This is a genomic window from Streptomyces sp. PA03-1a (genome assembly GCF_033792805.1).
Taxonomy (GTDB): Bacteria; Actinomycetota; Actinomycetes; order Streptomycetales; family Streptomycetaceae; genus Actinacidiphila.
In genome coordinates this window covers 1-15,077 of sequence record NZ_JARAVO010000234.1, presented here as the reverse complement: position 1 = coordinate 15,077, position 15,077 = coordinate 1, and the positions used below count along the sequence as shown (strand labels likewise).

The following is a 15,077-nucleotide window of genomic DNA, read 5'->3' as shown; positions in this document are numbered from 1 at the left end:
GTCGGCAACCCCCTCAAACTCTCCGACTCACCCACCACCATCCACCGCTCACCCCTCCTCGGCGAACACAACCACGACATCTACACCACCGAACTCGGCATCCACGAGGACGAGTTGCCGGGGCTCAAGGCACTGGGAGTGATCTGACATGACCGCGGACCACGCGCGCCGTTCCACCGGCAGTGACACGACCCGGCGGTGCGCCCCGCCGCCGTACGGGCGGCGCCCGGTGTGCGGCCCGCCGGCGCCGCGGACCCCGCCGCCGTACCGGGGCCGGTGCGCCGTGCGGTCCGGCCTGAGTTGATACACCCCGTCTATCGACCGCCGGGCGGACACGGGAGCGGCAGGTGCCGCCGTGGTCCGCCCCGGACCGGCAGCCCGCGTGGATGATCGGAGCACGTGGACGGCCGCACCAGAAAAGGAGCGCACCGGAAGTCATGACGACGTCAACGTACGGTTCCGCACAGCCCGGCGGCAGCGCCCCGGGCGGGGAGACGGTCACCGACCGCCTCGTGGAGTCCAACCGCAAGTACGCCGCCGGGTTCACCGACCCGGGCATGGGCGCCCGGCCCGTGCTCCAGGTGGCCGTGGTGGCCTGCATGGACGCCCGGATCGACCTGCACGCCGCCCTCGGCCTGGAACTGGGCGACTGCCACACCATTCGCAACGCCGGCGGTGTGGTCACCGACGACACCATCCGGTCGCTGACCATCAGCCAGCGCGCCCTGAAGACCCGCAGCGTGATACTGATCCACCACACCGGCTGCGGTCTGCAGACCCTCACCGAGGACTTCCGCCACGAGCTGGAGCTGGAGGTCGGCCAGCGCCCTGCCTGGGCGGTGGAGGCGTTCCAGGACGTCGACCAGGACGTCCGGCAGTCGATGCAGCGGGTGCGTACGTCCCCGTTCCTGCCCCACACCGACGACGTCCGGGGATTCGTCTTCGACGTCACGACGGGGCTGCTGCGGGAGATCGACCCGCGCCCCTGAACCACCCGGGGCACGCAAGCCCCCACCAGGACCTGCGCGCGGACCGGCGGACGGCAACCTGCCGGGAGACGCGGGACGGCTGCTCCCGGCGGCTGGTCCGCGCGCACGCCGGCGGGGCGGCCGGCCCGCACGCACCCGCGTGCCCGGCCGCCCCGTCCGTCGTCGTGCCCACATCCGCTGCCTGACGGCAGATCAGCAACCGTTCCCGAGGGGGTCACCTCGTGTCGTACCGCAACGCCTTCTCCCGTGTCCTGAGCGACGTCATCGCGCCCCGTGCCGAGCGGACCGGCAGGGAGGGGAGCTTCCCGCGCCGCGCGGTGAGCGCCCTGGGCGAGGCGGGGCTGCTCGGGCTGACCGTCTCCACCGACCTGGGCGGCGGTGGCCGGGGTCCGGCCGAGGCCGCCGAGGTCGTCGCGCGGATCGCCGGGACCTGCCCGGTGACCGCGGCCGTGCTGCAGTCCCACTACGCGGCGGTCGCCGTGATCGAGGCGTGCGGGAGCCGCTGGGTGCGCGGCGAGACGGCCGCCGGACGCCACCTCAGCAGCCTCGCCCTGGCGGACGGTACGGACGGCGCGTACGGTGCCGCGGGCGCGACCGCCACCCGCTCGGGAGAGGTGGTCGCCCTGCGCGCCCGCAAGCGCGAGGTGGTCGCGGCGGGGGAGGCCGACAGCTACGTCTGGTCGTCGCTGCCGCTGGCCGCCGGGGACGGGCTGACCCTGTGGCTGGTGCCCGCGCACGCGCCCGACCTGTTCGTCCCGGCCCGGCCGGACGGAGGCGGACCGCACGGCAGTGCCACCTCCACGGTCCTGGCCGATCCGGTCCTCGTCCCCGCCGACGCGATGCTCGGGGAGGACGGCGCGGGGCACGAGGTCGTGCTGCGCACCGTGCTGCCGTGGCTGCACGAACTGCGCGACGCCCTGGGCTCCTCGGCCGTCCACCCGTCGGTCGAGGCCGCGGACACGGCCGCGTCGGCGGCGGTGGGCGGGGCGGCTCAGCTCAGCGCCGTCGCCCCCGCCGCGACCGCCTTGCGGTAGTCGCCGGTGCGTTCGGTGTGCTTGCGCATGATCTCGCCGGCGCGGTCGCCGTCGCCCTTGGCGATGGCCTTGATGAGCTGGGCGTGCTCGTTCCAGGCGTCCTTGCCGCGGGGCTTGGCGATGGGGGTGTAGTACCACCGCACCTTCCGGCTCACCTGCGAGATCAGCTCGGCCAGCACGGCGTTCGCGGCGATGGACGTGATGAAGGAGTGCAGCGCCGTGTTCGCCGTGACCAGGCGCTCCACGTCGCCCCCGGCGAGCGCCTCGACACCCTCCTTCTGCAGCTCCCAGAGGCGTTCGACGTCCTCGGGTTTGGCGTTCTCGGCGGCGAGCCGGGCCGAGTACGTCTCCAGCACCGAGCGGACGCCGAGCAGTTGGGCTGCCTCCTCCTCGGTGGGGGAGTGGACGAAGGCGCCCTGGGCGGGGCGCAGGTCGACCCAGCCGTCGGTCTGCAGCCGCTGCAGTGCCTCGCGCACCGGCTGGCGGGAGACCCCGAGGTGCTCGGCGAGTTCGGCCTCGACCAGGTGCTGGCCCGGTGTGAGGGAGCCGTTGATGATCAGTTCGATCAGGGCGTCGTACACGGCCTGGCGCAGTGGTGCGGGGCGGGCGACCCGGCGGGTCGCCGCGGCCGTCAGGGCCTCACGCATGGTTCCCCCGTTCTGCCACCGAGCCTGTGGGCCGACGGCTCTGCACTGGTGGCCGCCGTGAGGGGCGCCGGCGGCGGGAACGGGCAGTATACAGGTTTTGGTATGCAACATGCCTTTCGGTCGCGACAAGACGCGCCCGGGTGCCGGGACTTGGGAAAAGTCCCGGCTGCAGGATTCTGTATGCAGAAGTTTGTATGCGGTATCGTCGCCGTGTACTGCCGGCACCGTCGGGAAGGCGAAGCGGCTTCGTGACGATCCCGCGCCCGAACTCCCTGACCTGGCGAAGGCGGAGTGGTCAATGACGATCGGCGGGAGTGACATGACGGTCGAAGACGTGGTCAGGACGGTTGTGGCCGACCATCGGGATCAGCGCGGTGCCCTGCTACCGGTACTGCATGCCCTGCAGGCCGAGTTGGGCTGCGTGCCGAAAGAGGCGATACCGGTGCTCGCCGACGAGTTCAACCTCTCCAGGGCGGACGTCCACGGAGTGGTGACCTTCTACCACGACTTCCGCCGTGAGCCGGCGGGACGGACCACGGTGCGCATCTGCCGCGCCGAGGCCTGCCAGGCCCTCGGGTCCGACGCGCTGGTGGGCTACGCGCGGGAAGCGGGACTGGCCCTGGGGGAGACGACCCCGGACGGTTCGGTCACCGTCGAGCAGGTCTTCTGCCTCGGCAACTGCGCCCTGGGGCCGGCGGTCGAGGTGAACGGCCGGTTGTACGGACGAGTGGGCACGGCCCGGTTGGGCTCCATCCTCAAGGGGACGGTCGCATGACGAAGAACTCTTCCGACTCCACGGTGACGGTCTACGTCCCGCGTGACTCGGCGGCCAGATCGGTCGGCGCGGACGAGGTGGCGGACGCGCTGCGGCGCGTCGCGGCGGAGCGGGAGGCGCCCGTCGACGTGGTGCGCAACGGCTCCCGCGGCATGCTGTGGCTGGAGCCGCTGGTCGAGGTGGTCACCCCGGCCGGCCGTGTCGGCTACGGGCCGGTGGCCCCCTCGGACGTGGAGGGACTGCTGGCGGCGGGCATGCTCGAAGGCGCGGACCACCCGCTGCGCCTCGGCGTCGTCGACGAACTGCCCTGGCTGGCCCGCCAGACGCGGGTCACCTTCTCCCGGGTCGGGGTGACCGACCCCCTCTCGCCGGAGGACTACCTGCGCCACGGCGGCCTGGCCGGACTGCGCACCGCCCTCGGCATGGCCCCCGCCGACGTCGTCACCGAGGTCACCGACTCCGGCCTGCGCGGCCGCGGCGGCGCCGGCTTCCCGGCCGGCATCAAGTGGAAGACCGTCATGGACTGCGCCGACGAACTCAAGTTCGTCTGCTGCAACGCCGACGAGGGCGACAGCGGCACCTTCGCCGACCGCATGGTCATGGAGGGCGACCCCTTCATGCTCATCGAGGGCATGACGATCGCCGCGCACGCCGTGGGCGCCCGCGAGGGCTACTTCTACATCCGCTCCGAGTACCCCGACGCGGTGGCCACGATGCGCGCGGCGATCGGCATCGCGCGCGAGCAGGGGTGGCTCGGCGAGGGCATCCTTGGGTCCCCGCTCGACTTCGACCTGCACGTACGCGTCGGCGCCGGCGCGTACATCTGCGGCGAGGAGACCTCCATGCTGGAGAGCCTGGAGGGCAAGCGCGGCACCGTCCGGGCCAAGCCGCCGATCCCCGCCATCGAGGGGCTGTTCGGCAAGCCGACGGTCGTGAACAACGTCCTCACCCTCGCCACGGTGCCGGTCATCCTCGCCGAGGGCGCCAAGGCGTACCGGGAACTCGGCGTGGAGCGCTCGCGCGGCACCCAGGTGTTCCAGCTCGGCGGCAACATCGCCCGCGGCGGGATCGTGGAGACCGCCTTCGGCGTCACGCTGCGCGAACTGGTCGAGGAGTACGGCGGCGGCACCTTCTCCGGGCGGCCGGTCCGCACGGTGCAGGTCGGCGGGCCGCTCGGCGCCTACCTGCCGACGTCGATGTTCGACCTGCCGATGGACTACGAGGCGTTCGCCGAGGCGGGTGCCATGCTGGGCCACGGCGGCGTCGTCGTCTTCGACGAGAGCGTCGACATGGCCGCCCAGGCCCGGTTCGCGATGGAGTTCTGCGCCGAGGAGTCCTGCGGCAAGTGCACGCCCTGCCGGGTGGGATCGGTCCGCGGCGTCGAGGTGATCGACAAGATCGTGGCCGGTCAGCAGCGGGACGAGAACCTGGCCCTGCTCGAGGACCTGTGCGAGCTGATGACCGACGGCTCCCTGTGCGCGATGGGCGGGCTCACGCCGATGCCCGTGCGCAGCGCCATCGCGCACTTCCCCGACGACTTCCTCGCCCGCGACCCCGGCCGGGCGATCCCACGCACGCACGCCCATGGAGGAAGGACGGAGGGCACGGCATGACACTCCTGAAGGAACCCGACTTCGGCACACCGGAGCGCCCCGGCGCGGCGACGGTCGCGGTGGAAGTGGACGGGATGCCGGTGACCGTGCCGGAGGGCACATCGGTGATGCGCGCCGCCGCGCTCGCCGGCATCGACATCCCCAAGCTCTGCGCCACCGACAGCCTGGAGCCCTTCGGCTCCTGCCGGCTGTGCGTGGTGGAGATCGACGGCCGGCGGGGCACCCCGGCGTCCTGCACCACGCCGGTGGCGGACGGGATGAGCGTGCGGACCCAGACCCCCAAGGTGGAGAAGCTCCGCCAGGGCGTCATGGAGCTGTACATCTCCGACCACCCGCTGGACTGCCTGACCTGCCCGGCCAACGGCGACTGCGAGCTGCAGGACATGGCCGGCGTGGTCGGGCTGCGGCAGGTCCGCTACGGCTACGAGGGCGCGAACCACCTCGACGCGGAGAAGGACACCTCCAACCCCTACTTCGACTTCGACGCGTCCAAGTGCATCGCCTGCTCCCGCTGCGTCCGCGCCTGCGGCGAGGTGCAGGGCACCTTCGCGCTGACCATCGAGGGGCGCGGCTTCGACTCCAAGGTCTCCGCCGGCGCCGGCGAGAGCTTCATGGAGTCCGAGTGCGTCTCCTGCGGGGCCTGCGTGCAGGCCTGCCCGACCTCCACGCTCCAGGAGAAGTCGGTGGTCGAACTCGGCATGCCCACCCGCTCGGTGGTCACCACCTGCGCGTACTGCGGCGTCGGCTGCTCCTTCAAGGCCGAGCTGCGCGGCGACGAGCTGGTGCGGATGGTGCCGTACAAGGACGGCGGCGCCAACGAGGGCCACTCCTGCGTGAAGGGCCGCTTCGCCTTCGGCTACGCCAGCCACCCCGACCGGGTGCTGAAGCCCATGGTCCGCGAGAAGATCACCGACCCGTGGCGCGAGGTCGAGTGGGACGAGGCGATCGGCACGGTCGCCCGCCGGATGCGCGAGCTCCAGCAGCAGTACGGGTCGGGCGCGATCGGCGCCATCACCTCCTCGCGGTGCACGAACGAAGAGGTGTACGTCGTCCAGAAGATGGTGCGCGCCGCCTTCGGCAACAACAACGTCGACACCTGCGCCCGGGTCTGCCACTCCCCGACGGGGTACGGGCTCAAGCAGACCTTCGGCGAGTCGGCCGGCACCCAGGACTTCCGGTCCGTGGCCGAGGCCGACGTCATCATGGTGATCGGCGCCAACCCCACGGACGGGCACCCGGTGTTCGCCTCGCGGATGAAGCGCCGGCTGCGCGAGGGCGCCAAGCTCATCGTCGTGGACCCGCGCCGCATCGACCTGGTGCGCTCCCCGCACGTCCAGGCCGAGCACCACCTGCAGCTGCGGCCCAGCACCAACGTGGCCGTCGTGAACGCCATGGCGCACGTGGTGGTCACCGAGGGGCTGGTCGACCGGGCCTTCGTGGACGCGCGGTGCGAGGACTTCGACGAGTGGGCGGAGTTCATCGCCCGCCCGGAGAACAGCCCGGAGGCCACGGAGGAGCTCACCGGGGTGCCGGCCGGGGAACTGCGCGCGGCGGCACGGCTGTACGCGCAGGCCCCGAACGGCGCCATCTACTACGGTCTTGGCGTCACCGAGCACAGCCAGGGCTCGACCATGGTGATGGGCATGGCCAACCTGGCGATGGCCTGCGGCAACCTCGGCCGCGACGGCGTCGGGGTGAACCCGTTGCGCGGCCAGAACAACGTCCAGGGCTCCTGCGACATGGGTTCGTTCCCGCACGAGCTGCCCGGCTACCGGCACGTCTCCGACGACGCCGTGCGCACCGTGTTCGAGAACCTCTGGGGCGGCACGATCCTTGCCGAGCCCGGGCTGCGCATCCCGAACATGTTCGACGCGGCCATCGACGGGACGTTCCGCGGCCTGTTCGTGCACGGCGAGGACATCGCGCAGTCCGACCCCAACCTCAAGCACGTCACCGCCGCGCTGGAGGCCATGGAACTGGTCGTCGTCCAGGACCTGTTCCTCAACGAGACGGCGAAGTTCGCGCACGTCTTCCTGCCCGGCGCGTCCTTCCTGGAGAAGGACGGCACCTTCACCAACGCCGAGCGCCGCATCAACCGGGTGCGCGCGGTGATGAAGCCGAAGACGGGCAAGCACGAGTGGCAGATCGTCTCCGAGATCGCCACCGCCATGGGCCACCCCATGGCGTACGACCACCCCGGTCAGATCATGGACGAGATCGCCCAGGTCACGCCGACCTTCACCGGTGTCTCCTTCCAGCTGCTGGACGAGCTGGGCAGCGTCCAGTGGCCGTGCAACGAGAAGGCCCCCGAGGGCACGCCCATCATGCACGTGGACGAGTTCGTGCGGGGCAAGGGCAAGTTCGTGGTCACCACCTTCGTGCCGACCGCCGAGCGCAGCACCCGGCGCTTCCCGCTGATCCTGACCACGGGACGGATCCTCAGCCAGTACAACGTGGGCGCGCAGACCCGCCGTACCGGCAACGTCGCCTGGCACCCGGAGGACGTGCTGGAGCTGCACCCCCACGACGCCGAGGTCCGCGGCATCGTGGACGGCGACACGGTGACCCTGGCGAGCCGGGTGGGGGAGACGACGCTGAAGGCCGAGATCTCCGACCGCATGCCGCCCGGGGTCGTGTACACCACCTTCCACCACCCGGTGACCGGGGCGAACGTGGTGACCACGGAGAACTCCGACTGGGCGACCAACTGCCCGGAGTACAAGGTGACCGCCGTGCAGGTGGGGCTCGCCCGCCCGCGGCGGGCCGACGGCGCGGAACACGACCGGGACAGGGACCAGCTGCTGACGGTGGTGGACTGAGGTGGCCGGCGCAGTGCCGGCCGAGCGCCGGATGGCCAACGACATCGCGGCCAACCTCGTCCATCTGCCGGGCGACCGGGCGGCCGAGGCCGTCGCGGGGCACATCGGCAGGTTCTGGGACCCGCGCATGCGCACCCGTCTCCTCGACTTCGTCGACGCCGGGGCGGACGGGCTGGACCCCTTGGTGGTCGAGGCGGTGAAGCTGCTGCGCTGACGACGCGCAATCCCGGCCGGTCCCGGCCGGCCGGGATCCCGGACACCGGGGAGCGCGGGGACCTGTCCCCGCGCCCCCGGGCGGGGGCGTGCCGAGCCTCCGGCACATGAACGGGTGGGTGTTTCACCCTGCGGCGTGAACGCGTCGTGACCGACGGTGCCCGCCCGCCGTCCCGTGCCTGCCGCCGCTTGCGCCCCGTCGTCCGGGGCGCGGCCTGTGCTAAGGTGTCCTGGTTGCAGTTGTGGTACCCATGAAACCTATGTGCGCCTGACGGAATTCATCTCCCGCAGGCGCATTATTTGTTCTCCGGCATTCCCCGGATGGGCCCTCTGCCTACTGAAGGAGAATGTCATGGCACAGGGAACCGTGAAGTGGTTCAACGCCGAAAAGGGTTTCGGCTTCATCGAGCAGGACGGCGGCGGCCCCGACGTCTTCGCCCACTACTCGAACATCGCCACCCAGGGCTTCCGTGAGCTCCTGGAGGGCCAGCGGGTCACCTTCGACGTCACGCAGGGCCAGAAGGGCCCGCAGGCGGAGAACATCGTCCCCGCCTGATCGCCGGACGCGTACCTGCTCACCGGGGTCCGCACCGTCATGGTGCGGACCCCGGTTTGCGCTGCTCCAGGAAGGCAAATATCCGCATGTCCCGCAGGCCCCAGAAATCGAATCGGCGCGCGCCGTCGTCCGCACCGTCCGCATCGTCGCCGAGAGAATTCCGGCTGCCGGAAAGCACGACACCCGCACTTCCCGCCGTCGAGGACTTCGCCGCTCTCGACATGCCCGCGGGGCTGCTGAAGACCCTCACCGCGCAGGGGGTGACCACCCCCTTCCCCATCCAGGCCGCGACGCTGCCCAACTCGCTGGCCGGCCGTGACCTGCTGGGACGGGGCCGCACCGGCTCGGGCAAGACCCTCGCCTTCGGACTGGCGCTGCTCGCCCGTACGGCCGGACTGCGCGCGGAGCCCAAGGCGCCCCTCGCCCTCGTGCTGGTGCCCACCCGGGAACTCGCCCAGCAGGTGACGGACGCGCTGACCCCGTACGCGACGGCGGTGAACCTCCGCATGGCCACCGTGGTCGGCGGGCTGTCCATGACCAAGCAGGCCGCCACGCTCCGGCGCGGCGTCGAGGTGCTCGTGGCCACCCCCGGCAGGCTGAACGACCTGGTGGAGCACGGCGACTGCGTGCTCGGTAGCGTGGGCATCACGGTGCTGGACGAGGCCGACCAGATGACGGACATGGGCTTCCTGCCGCAGATCACCAGGCTGATCGAGCGTGTGCGGCCCGACGGGCAGCGGATGCTCTTCTCGGCCACCCTGGACGGCAACATCGACCGCTTGGTGCAGCGGTTCCTGACCGACCCCGTGGTGCACTCCGTGGACCCGTCCGCGGGGGCGGTGACCACGATGGAGCACCACGTGCTCCACGTCCTGGACGAGACCGACAAGAAGGCCGTCACCACGCGCATCGCGGCACGCGACGGCCGGGTCATCCTCTTCCTCGACACCAAACGGTCCGCCGACCGGCTCGCCAAGCGGCTGCTGGCCGTCGGTGTCCGCGCGGCGGCGCTGCACGGGGGCCGCTCCCAGCCGCAGCGCAACCGCACCCTGGAGCAGTTCAAGAACGGCCAGGTCACCGCGCTGGTCGCCACGAACGTCGCGGCCCGCGGCATACACATCGACGACCTCGACCTCGTCGTGAACGTCGATCCCCCCATGGACCACAAGGACTACGTCCACCGGGGCGGCCGCACGGCCCGCGCCGGCGGCTCCGGCAGCGTGGTCACGCTGGTCCTGCCCGACCAGAAGCGGGACGTGACCCGGCTCATGTCGGACGCGGGCATCCGCCCCCGGACGGCCCGCATCACCTCGAGCGACGCGCAACTGGCGACCATCACCGGCGCCCGTGAGCCGTCCGGCGTGGCCGTCACCATCGAGGTGCCCCAGCCGCCGGCCGCGCCGAAGGCGTCCCGCCAGAAGAACGGCACCGAGAACGGCGGGCGGCCCGCTCGCCGACGCCGCAGCGGCGGCGGAGCCGGGGCGGCGGCAGGTGCCGCCACCGGGACCGGTGCTCGCGGTGGCGCCCGCCGGGCGGACGCGCGCGGGACGACGGGTGCCGCAGGCAGTTCGGGCGGCCGGGGAGCCGACCGCCGGGGAGCGGCGGGCGCGGCTTCCGGTGCCGGTTCCGGTACGGGGACCCGCGGCTCCGGGCGGCGGCCGGTGGCCGGTACCGAGGGCCGGGGCGGCCGGAGCGGCCGCCGCAACCCCGCGGGCTGACCGGACGGGGGACGTACACGGGGCCCGGCACCGGACCGGCACCTGCTGCGGCACGGCGGTGCCGGGGCGCGTGCGGGGCCCGGTGCCGTTCGGCCTAACCTGGACGGCATGTCAGCGATCCGTCTCCTCGTCCTGGGCGCGGTCCGCCAGCACGGGCGGGCCCACGGCTACCAGGTGCGCAACGACCTGGAGTACTGGGGCGCGCACGAGTGGTCCAACGCCAAGCCCGGCTCGATCTACCACGCCCTGAAGCAGATGGCGAAGCAGGGACTGCTGCACGCCCACGAGGTCGCCCCGTCGACGGCGGGCGGCCCGCCCCGCACCGAGTACGAGATCACGGACACCGGGACCGAGGAGTTCCTGCGCCTCCTGCACGAGGCGCTGGTCGCCTACGACCAGAAGATGGACCTCCAGTCCGCGGCCATCGGCTTCATCGTCGACCTGCGCCGGGACGAGGCACTGGACCTGCTGAGGGAGCGGATCCGCAGGATCGGGGAGTGGCGGGCCGCCGTCACCGAGCACTACGTCCCCGAGGAGGGCCCCGGCCGGCTCGGCCACATCGGCGAGATCATGAACCTCTGGGTGCACACGGCCGACTCCGACGCCGCGTGGACCCGTGGGCTCGTCGAGCGGATCGAGGGCGGCGCCTACACCTTCGCCGGGGAGGGCGAGCCCTTCGTGGGCGTGCTCGCGCAGGGCGAGGAGAACCCGTACACGACGGGCGAACCGCATCCCGGGGACGAGCACTAGTCACATTTGACGAATGGATTCCGCGCCCGCTACTTTGCGCCGGTAGTCAAGTTTGACTAGTTGCCCAGTGGGGGGAGTGGCCCATGACCGACGCAGCCATCACCGTCGAGGGGGCGTACAAGAAGTACCGCGACAAACCGGCGCTGGACGGGCTCGACCTGCTGGTCGCGCGCGGCACCGTGCACGGGGTGCTCGGCCCCAACGGCGCGGGCAAGACGACCCTGGTCCGGATCCTGTCCACCCTGCTCCGGCTGGACCGCGGCCGCGTCGAGGTGGCCGGGTACGACGTGGTGACCGAGGCCCGGGAGGTGCGGTTCCGCATCGGCCTGCTCGGGCAGCACGCGGCCCTGGACGAGCAACTCGGCGGCCGCCAGAACCTGGAGATGTTCGCGCGCCTGCACCATCTCGGCGCCCGCCGGGCGCGCGAGCGCGCCGGCGAACTGCTCGGGCGCTTCGGCCTCGCGGACACCGGACGCAAGGCGGTCCGGCAGTACAGCGGCGGCATGCGGCGCCGCCTCGACCTCGCCGCGTCCCTCGTGACCGATCCCGAGGTGCTGTTCCTCGACGAGCCGACGACCGGACTCGACCCCCGGGGCCGCGCCGAGGTGTGGGCCTCGGTCCGTTCCCTGGCCGACGGCGGTACGACGGTCCTGCTCACCACCCAGTATCTGGAGGAGGCCGACCAGCTCGCCGACCGCATCTCGGTGGTCGACCGCGGCCGGGTGATCGCCGACGGCACCGCGGACGAACTCAAGGCCCGGACGGGCGGCGACCGCATCGACGTGGTCCTGCGCGACGCCGGCCGACTGGACGCGGCCAGGGCACTGCTGCCCGCGACCGGGGGCGAGGTGTCGGTGGACGTCGACCGGCGGCTGCTCAGCGCCCCGGTCACCGACCGCATGGCGGCGCTCGCCGGGGTCGTCCGCGCCCTGGAGTCGGCCGGCATCGAGGCGGAGGACATCGCCCTGCGCCGTCCGACGCTCGACGAGGTGTTCCTGCACCTCACCGGAGGGAAACACCCCACGAAGGAGGCCGTGTGAGCGCCATGTACACCACCCGGGGCCCGGTCCGGCCCGCGCGGGGATCCCACGTCCTGGCCGACTGCTGGACCATGACCCGCCGCGAACTCGCCCACTGGGCCCGGCAACCGGTCCAGGTGCTGGTCGGCCTCGTCTTCCCGGTGATGCTGCTGCTGATGTTCGGCTACCTCGTCGGCGGCGGCCGCGGCGTCACGGGCGACTACCTCGGCTACCTCGTCCCGGGCATGCTCGCGCTCACCATGGCCTTCGGTCTGGAGGGCACGATGCTCGCGGTCACCCAGGACCTCAACAAGGGCGTGATCGACCGTTTCCGGTCGATGCCGATGGCCAGCGGCGCGGTCCTGGTGGGCCGTTCCGCCGCCGACATGCTCCAGTCGGCGGCCGGCCTGGCCGCCCTGACCGGGGTCGGCCACGCGCTCGGCTGGCGCACGCACGGCGGGGCCGCCGCCTTCCTCGGCGCGTTCGGCCTCCTGCTGCTCTTCCGCTTCGCGATGCTGTGGATCGGCATCCACCTGGCGTTGGTCGCGGGGAAGCCGGAGCTGGTGCAGGCCGTGCAGATCCTGGTCTGGCCGGTGGGCTTCCTGTCCAACGCCTTCGCCACGCCCGACTCCATGCCCGGCTGGCTGGGCACGGCCGTCCAGTGGAACCCGATGTCCCGGACGGCGACGGCGGTACGCGACCTGTTCGGCGGTCCCGGTGGTGAATCCGGCCACGTCTGGGCCGCGGTGGCCTGGCCGCTGGCCCTGCTGGCGGTGTTCCTGCCGCTGGCGCTACGGAGGTTCGGGCGCCTGAGCGCGTAACAAGGGTGCCGCCCCCTCCTTACCGATCCTTTACCCGGACCCGGCCCGGTCCGCGGCGCGAAGGCATCGGATGCCCCGGGCAACCATCCGACGGGCAGTGGCAGTTACCCCTCCGACCTGGGACAACGTGCCCTGGAGCTGCCTGAGTTGCCCGCCGGGACGGGCGCGGTGCGGGCTTGATCGGTTGGTAATGCGCTGGTCAATCTTCCCGTCGTCCCCTGGACACCCCGTTTCGCAGGTCCATACCGTATGCAATCTCCAGTATGGAGAATCGCGCTGACCAGCTGAATGTCTGCCTCAACACTCCCTGAGCACGGCCGAACAGCCATGCCCGGGGCCGTACCACCGTGTCACCCGCCTGCGCGCTGTCACGTCCGGGTTGCCGCCCTGGACCTCAGTCGCCCGGACGACGTACCACCGGGCCCGGCCATGCCGGGCCGAGCCGCAGGGATGGTCCGCTCCACCCCTCCGCATGAAGAGAAAGGCCCAGGGGGCGCACGCCAGGTTCTTTTCACGCAAGGGAAGGCACCGATGTCAGCAACACCGCACGTGACTCCCGGCCAGTACCGGGAGGTCACCGACGCGAACGGCCGCGTCTACCGGGTCGGGGAGACCGACGCCTCCCTCCTCGGGAGGCCCAGGGCCTGGATGGTCTGGCTCCCCTGGATCGCGATGATGGGCGTCAGCGTCTACGAGTACGGCTACAGCTCCGCCGAGGCGGTGCTCGAGCACGCCCACGGATGGACCCTCACCGAGACGTTCTGGATCGCCAGCATCTGGGCGGTCTTCCAGGCGGGCGTCGCGTTCCCCGCGGGACGGCTGCGGGAGACCGGGGTCCTGCCGGCCAGGACGGCCATGCTCGCCGGAGCGGTCTTCTCCGGTCTGGGCTTCCTGGCGCTCTCGCACCTCGGCAACCCCTACGTGGTGATCGCCGGTTACTCGGTGCTGGGCGGTACGGGCGCCGGCCTGGTGTACGCCACCTGCATCAACATGGTCGGCAAGTGGTACCCCGACAACAAGGGCGCCCGTACCGGGTTCGTGAACGGCGGCTTCGCCTACGGAACCCTCCCGCTCATCTTCGTCTTCAACTACTGGTTCCACCCGTCCAACTACAAGATGGTCCTCGACCTGATCGCGCTGGGCATGGTGCTGGTCGTCGCCTTCTGCGGGATGTTCTTCCGCGACCCGCCGAAGAGCTGGTGGCCGCACGACGTGGACCCGCTGAACCGCGGTGTGACCGAGGACGCGAGGCGGGTCGCCAAGCGCCTGGCCAAGAACCCGCCCGCCAAGGGCCAGTTCACCCCGATGGAGGCGATCAGGACCGGGCAGCTGCCGCTGATGTGGTTCGCCCTGGTCTGTATCGGCGGCGTGTCGCTCTTCGGCATCAACTTCCAGGTCCCGTTCGCCAAGAGCCTGGGCTTCGGCCCGCTGGTCGCGGCCTCCTCGGCGGGTGTGCTCGCCGTGGTCAACGGTGTCGGCCGGGCGATCGTGGGCTGGTTGTCGGACTACCTGGGGCGGCGTCAGACGCTCGGTCTGGTCCTGGTGGTGGCGGGACTGGCGCAGTTCGGCGTGCTGTGGTCGGGCCAGGCGCACAACGAACCCCTGTTCCTGTTCTTCGCGTTCCTCAACGGTTTCGGCGGCGGGGCGTTCTACCCGCTGTTCGCCGCGCTCACTCCGGACTACTTCGGGGAGAACAACAACGCGCAGAACTACGGGCTGGTCTACAGCGCCAAGCTGGTCGGCGGCGTCGGCGGCGGTGGTGTGGCCGCCGGGGTGGTCGCGGCCTGGGGCTACACCGGCGCGTACTGCCTGGCCGGGGGCATCGCCTTCCTCTCCGCGCTGATCACGGTGTTCCTGCGGCAGCCCGGCGCCCCCCGCCGCAGCGGCGACGGGAGCCCCGTGGCCCCGGTGGGCGGCCTCACCGCCGCCCCTGCCGAGGCGACCACCTGACGGTTGCGGTACCGGGGCTCCGCGAGGAGCCCCCCATCGAACGTGCGCGGGCGTAGGAGCCCGGCCCGGGACGGCGGCAGTTCCGCACCGGGTGCCCGCGTCACGGAGGCGGGGCCGGCCGGTGGGGTGCGCTCCCTGCTCCGCCCGGCCCCGCCCGTCCCTCCCGTGCTCCC

General features: G+C 71.9%; 13 protein-coding genes and 1 pseudogene. 13 read left to right on the top strand and 1 reads right to left on the bottom strand.

The window, feature by feature from the left end; all coding sequences use genetic code 11:
- The 3 genes and pseudogenes from PV341_RS36575 to PV341_RS36565 form a co-directional block, all read left to right on the top strand.
- A pseudogene (locus tag PV341_RS36575) lies at positions 1-147 on the top strand (formyl-CoA transferase); the annotation flags it as partial.
- Positions 148-437: 290 nt separating this feature from the next.
- On the top strand, positions 438-989 hold the full coding sequence (locus PV341_RS36570; RefSeq protein ID WP_500329835.1) for a beta-class carbonic anhydrase: 552 nt from the start codon (positions 438-440) through the stop codon (positions 987-989).
- 221 nt (positions 990-1,210) lie between these two features.
- A complete protein-coding gene (locus tag PV341_RS36565; protein WP_500329833.1) occupies positions 1,211-2,023 on the top strand; it encodes an acyl-CoA dehydrogenase family protein in 813 nt (270 codons plus the stop codon).
- Here the strand turns inward: PV341_RS36565 and PV341_RS36560 are convergent.
- Complete coding sequence (locus PV341_RS36560) at positions 1,981-2,670, bottom strand: GntR family transcriptional regulator (RefSeq protein ID WP_500329831.1); 690 nt, start codon at positions 2,668-2,670, stop codon at positions 1,981-1,983. The genes PV341_RS36565 and PV341_RS36560 overlap by 43 nt on opposite strands.
- Before the next feature lie 319 nt (positions 2,671-2,989).
- Between PV341_RS36560 and PV341_RS36555 the strand changes: the two genes are divergently transcribed.
- From PV341_RS36555 to PV341_RS36510, 10 genes are all read left to right on the top strand, one after another.
- The gene (locus PV341_RS36555) at positions 2,990-3,445 is read left to right on the top strand and encodes an NAD(P)H-dependent oxidoreductase subunit E (protein WP_500329830.1); all 456 of its coding nucleotides are present in this window, start codon (positions 2,990-2,992) and stop codon (positions 3,443-3,445) included.
- Positions 3,442-5,058, top strand: a complete 1,617-nt coding sequence (locus PV341_RS36550) for a formate dehydrogenase beta subunit (RefSeq protein WP_500329828.1) — start codon at positions 3,442-3,444, stop codon at positions 5,056-5,058. The genes PV341_RS36555 and PV341_RS36550 overlap by 4 nt, the downstream gene beginning before the upstream one ends.
- Complete coding sequence (gene fdhF / locus PV341_RS36545) at positions 5,055-7,877, top strand: formate dehydrogenase subunit alpha (protein ID WP_500329827.1); 2,823 nt, start codon at positions 5,055-5,057, stop codon at positions 7,875-7,877. Before PV341_RS36550 ends, fdhF begins: the two co-directional genes overlap by 4 nt.
- A 31-nt stretch (positions 7,878-7,908) precedes the next feature.
- Positions 7,909-8,091: a formate dehydrogenase subunit delta gene (locus tag PV341_RS36540; RefSeq protein WP_500329841.1), complete on the top strand. Its 183-nt coding sequence runs from the start codon at positions 7,909-7,911 to the stop codon at positions 8,089-8,091.
- 351 nt (positions 8,092-8,442) lie between these two features.
- On the top strand, positions 8,443-8,646 hold the full coding sequence (locus tag PV341_RS36535; protein WP_319137404.1) for a cold-shock protein: 204 nt from the start codon (positions 8,443-8,445) through the stop codon (positions 8,644-8,646).
- Between the two features lie 86 nt (positions 8,647-8,732).
- Positions 8,733-10,364: a DEAD/DEAH box helicase gene (locus tag PV341_RS36530; RefSeq protein WP_500360067.1), complete on the top strand. Its 1,632-nt coding sequence runs from the start codon at positions 8,733-8,735 to the stop codon at positions 10,362-10,364.
- Between the two features lie 108 nt (positions 10,365-10,472).
- A complete protein-coding gene (locus tag PV341_RS36525; protein ID WP_500360066.1) occupies positions 10,473-11,114 on the top strand; it encodes a PadR family transcriptional regulator in 642 nt (213 codons plus the stop codon).
- An 83-nt stretch (positions 11,115-11,197) separates the two neighbouring features.
- Positions 11,198-12,154, top strand: a complete 957-nt coding sequence (locus tag PV341_RS36520; protein ID WP_500360065.1) for an ATP-binding cassette domain-containing protein — start codon at positions 11,198-11,200, stop codon at positions 12,152-12,154.
- 5 nt (positions 12,155-12,159) lie between these two features.
- The gene (locus PV341_RS36515) at positions 12,160-12,954 is read left to right on the top strand and encodes an ABC transporter permease (protein WP_500360069.1); all 795 of its coding nucleotides are present in this window, start codon (positions 12,160-12,162) and stop codon (positions 12,952-12,954) included.
- Between the two features lie 531 nt (positions 12,955-13,485).
- Positions 13,486-14,904, top strand: coding sequence for an OFA family MFS transporter (locus tag PV341_RS36510; protein ID WP_500360064.1), 1,419 nt, complete (start codon positions 13,486-13,488; stop codon positions 14,902-14,904).
- The last annotated feature ends 173 nt before the right edge of the window (positions 14,905-15,077 follow it).

Coding starts and splice junctions, on each gene's coding strand:
- PV341_RS36530 (WP_500360067.1), top strand. CDS start 8,733: ATGTCCCGCAGGCCCCAGAAATCGAATCGGCGCGCGCCGTCGTCCGCA.
- PV341_RS36550 (WP_500329828.1), top strand. CDS start 3,442: ATGACGAAGAACTCTTCCGACTCCACGGTGACGGTCTACGTCCCGCGT.
- PV341_RS36515 (WP_500360069.1), top strand. CDS start 12,160: ATGTACACCACCCGGGGCCCGGTCCGGCCCGCGCGGGGATCCCACGTC.
- fdhF (WP_500329827.1), top strand. CDS start 5,055: ATGACACTCCTGAAGGAACCCGACTTCGGCACACCGGAGCGCCCCGGC.
- PV341_RS36520 (WP_500360065.1), top strand. CDS start 11,198: ATGACCGACGCAGCCATCACCGTCGAGGGGGCGTACAAGAAGTACCGC.
- PV341_RS36525 (WP_500360066.1), top strand. CDS start 10,473: ATGTCAGCGATCCGTCTCCTCGTCCTGGGCGCGGTCCGCCAGCACGGG.
- PV341_RS36535 (WP_319137404.1), top strand. CDS start 8,443: ATGGCACAGGGAACCGTGAAGTGGTTCAACGCCGAAAAGGGTTTCGGC.
- PV341_RS36560 (WP_500329831.1), bottom strand. CDS start 2,670: ATGCGTGAGGCCCTGACGGCCGCGGCGACCCGCCGGGTCGCCCGCCCC.
- PV341_RS36540 (WP_500329841.1), top strand. CDS start 7,909: ATGGCCAACGACATCGCGGCCAACCTCGTCCATCTGCCGGGCGACCGG.
- PV341_RS36570 (WP_500329835.1), top strand. CDS start 438: ATGACGACGTCAACGTACGGTTCCGCACAGCCCGGCGGCAGCGCCCCG.
- PV341_RS36510 (WP_500360064.1), top strand. CDS start 13,486: ATGTCAGCAACACCGCACGTGACTCCCGGCCAGTACCGGGAGGTCACC.
- PV341_RS36555 (WP_500329830.1), top strand. CDS start 2,990: ATGACGGTCGAAGACGTGGTCAGGACGGTTGTGGCCGACCATCGGGAT.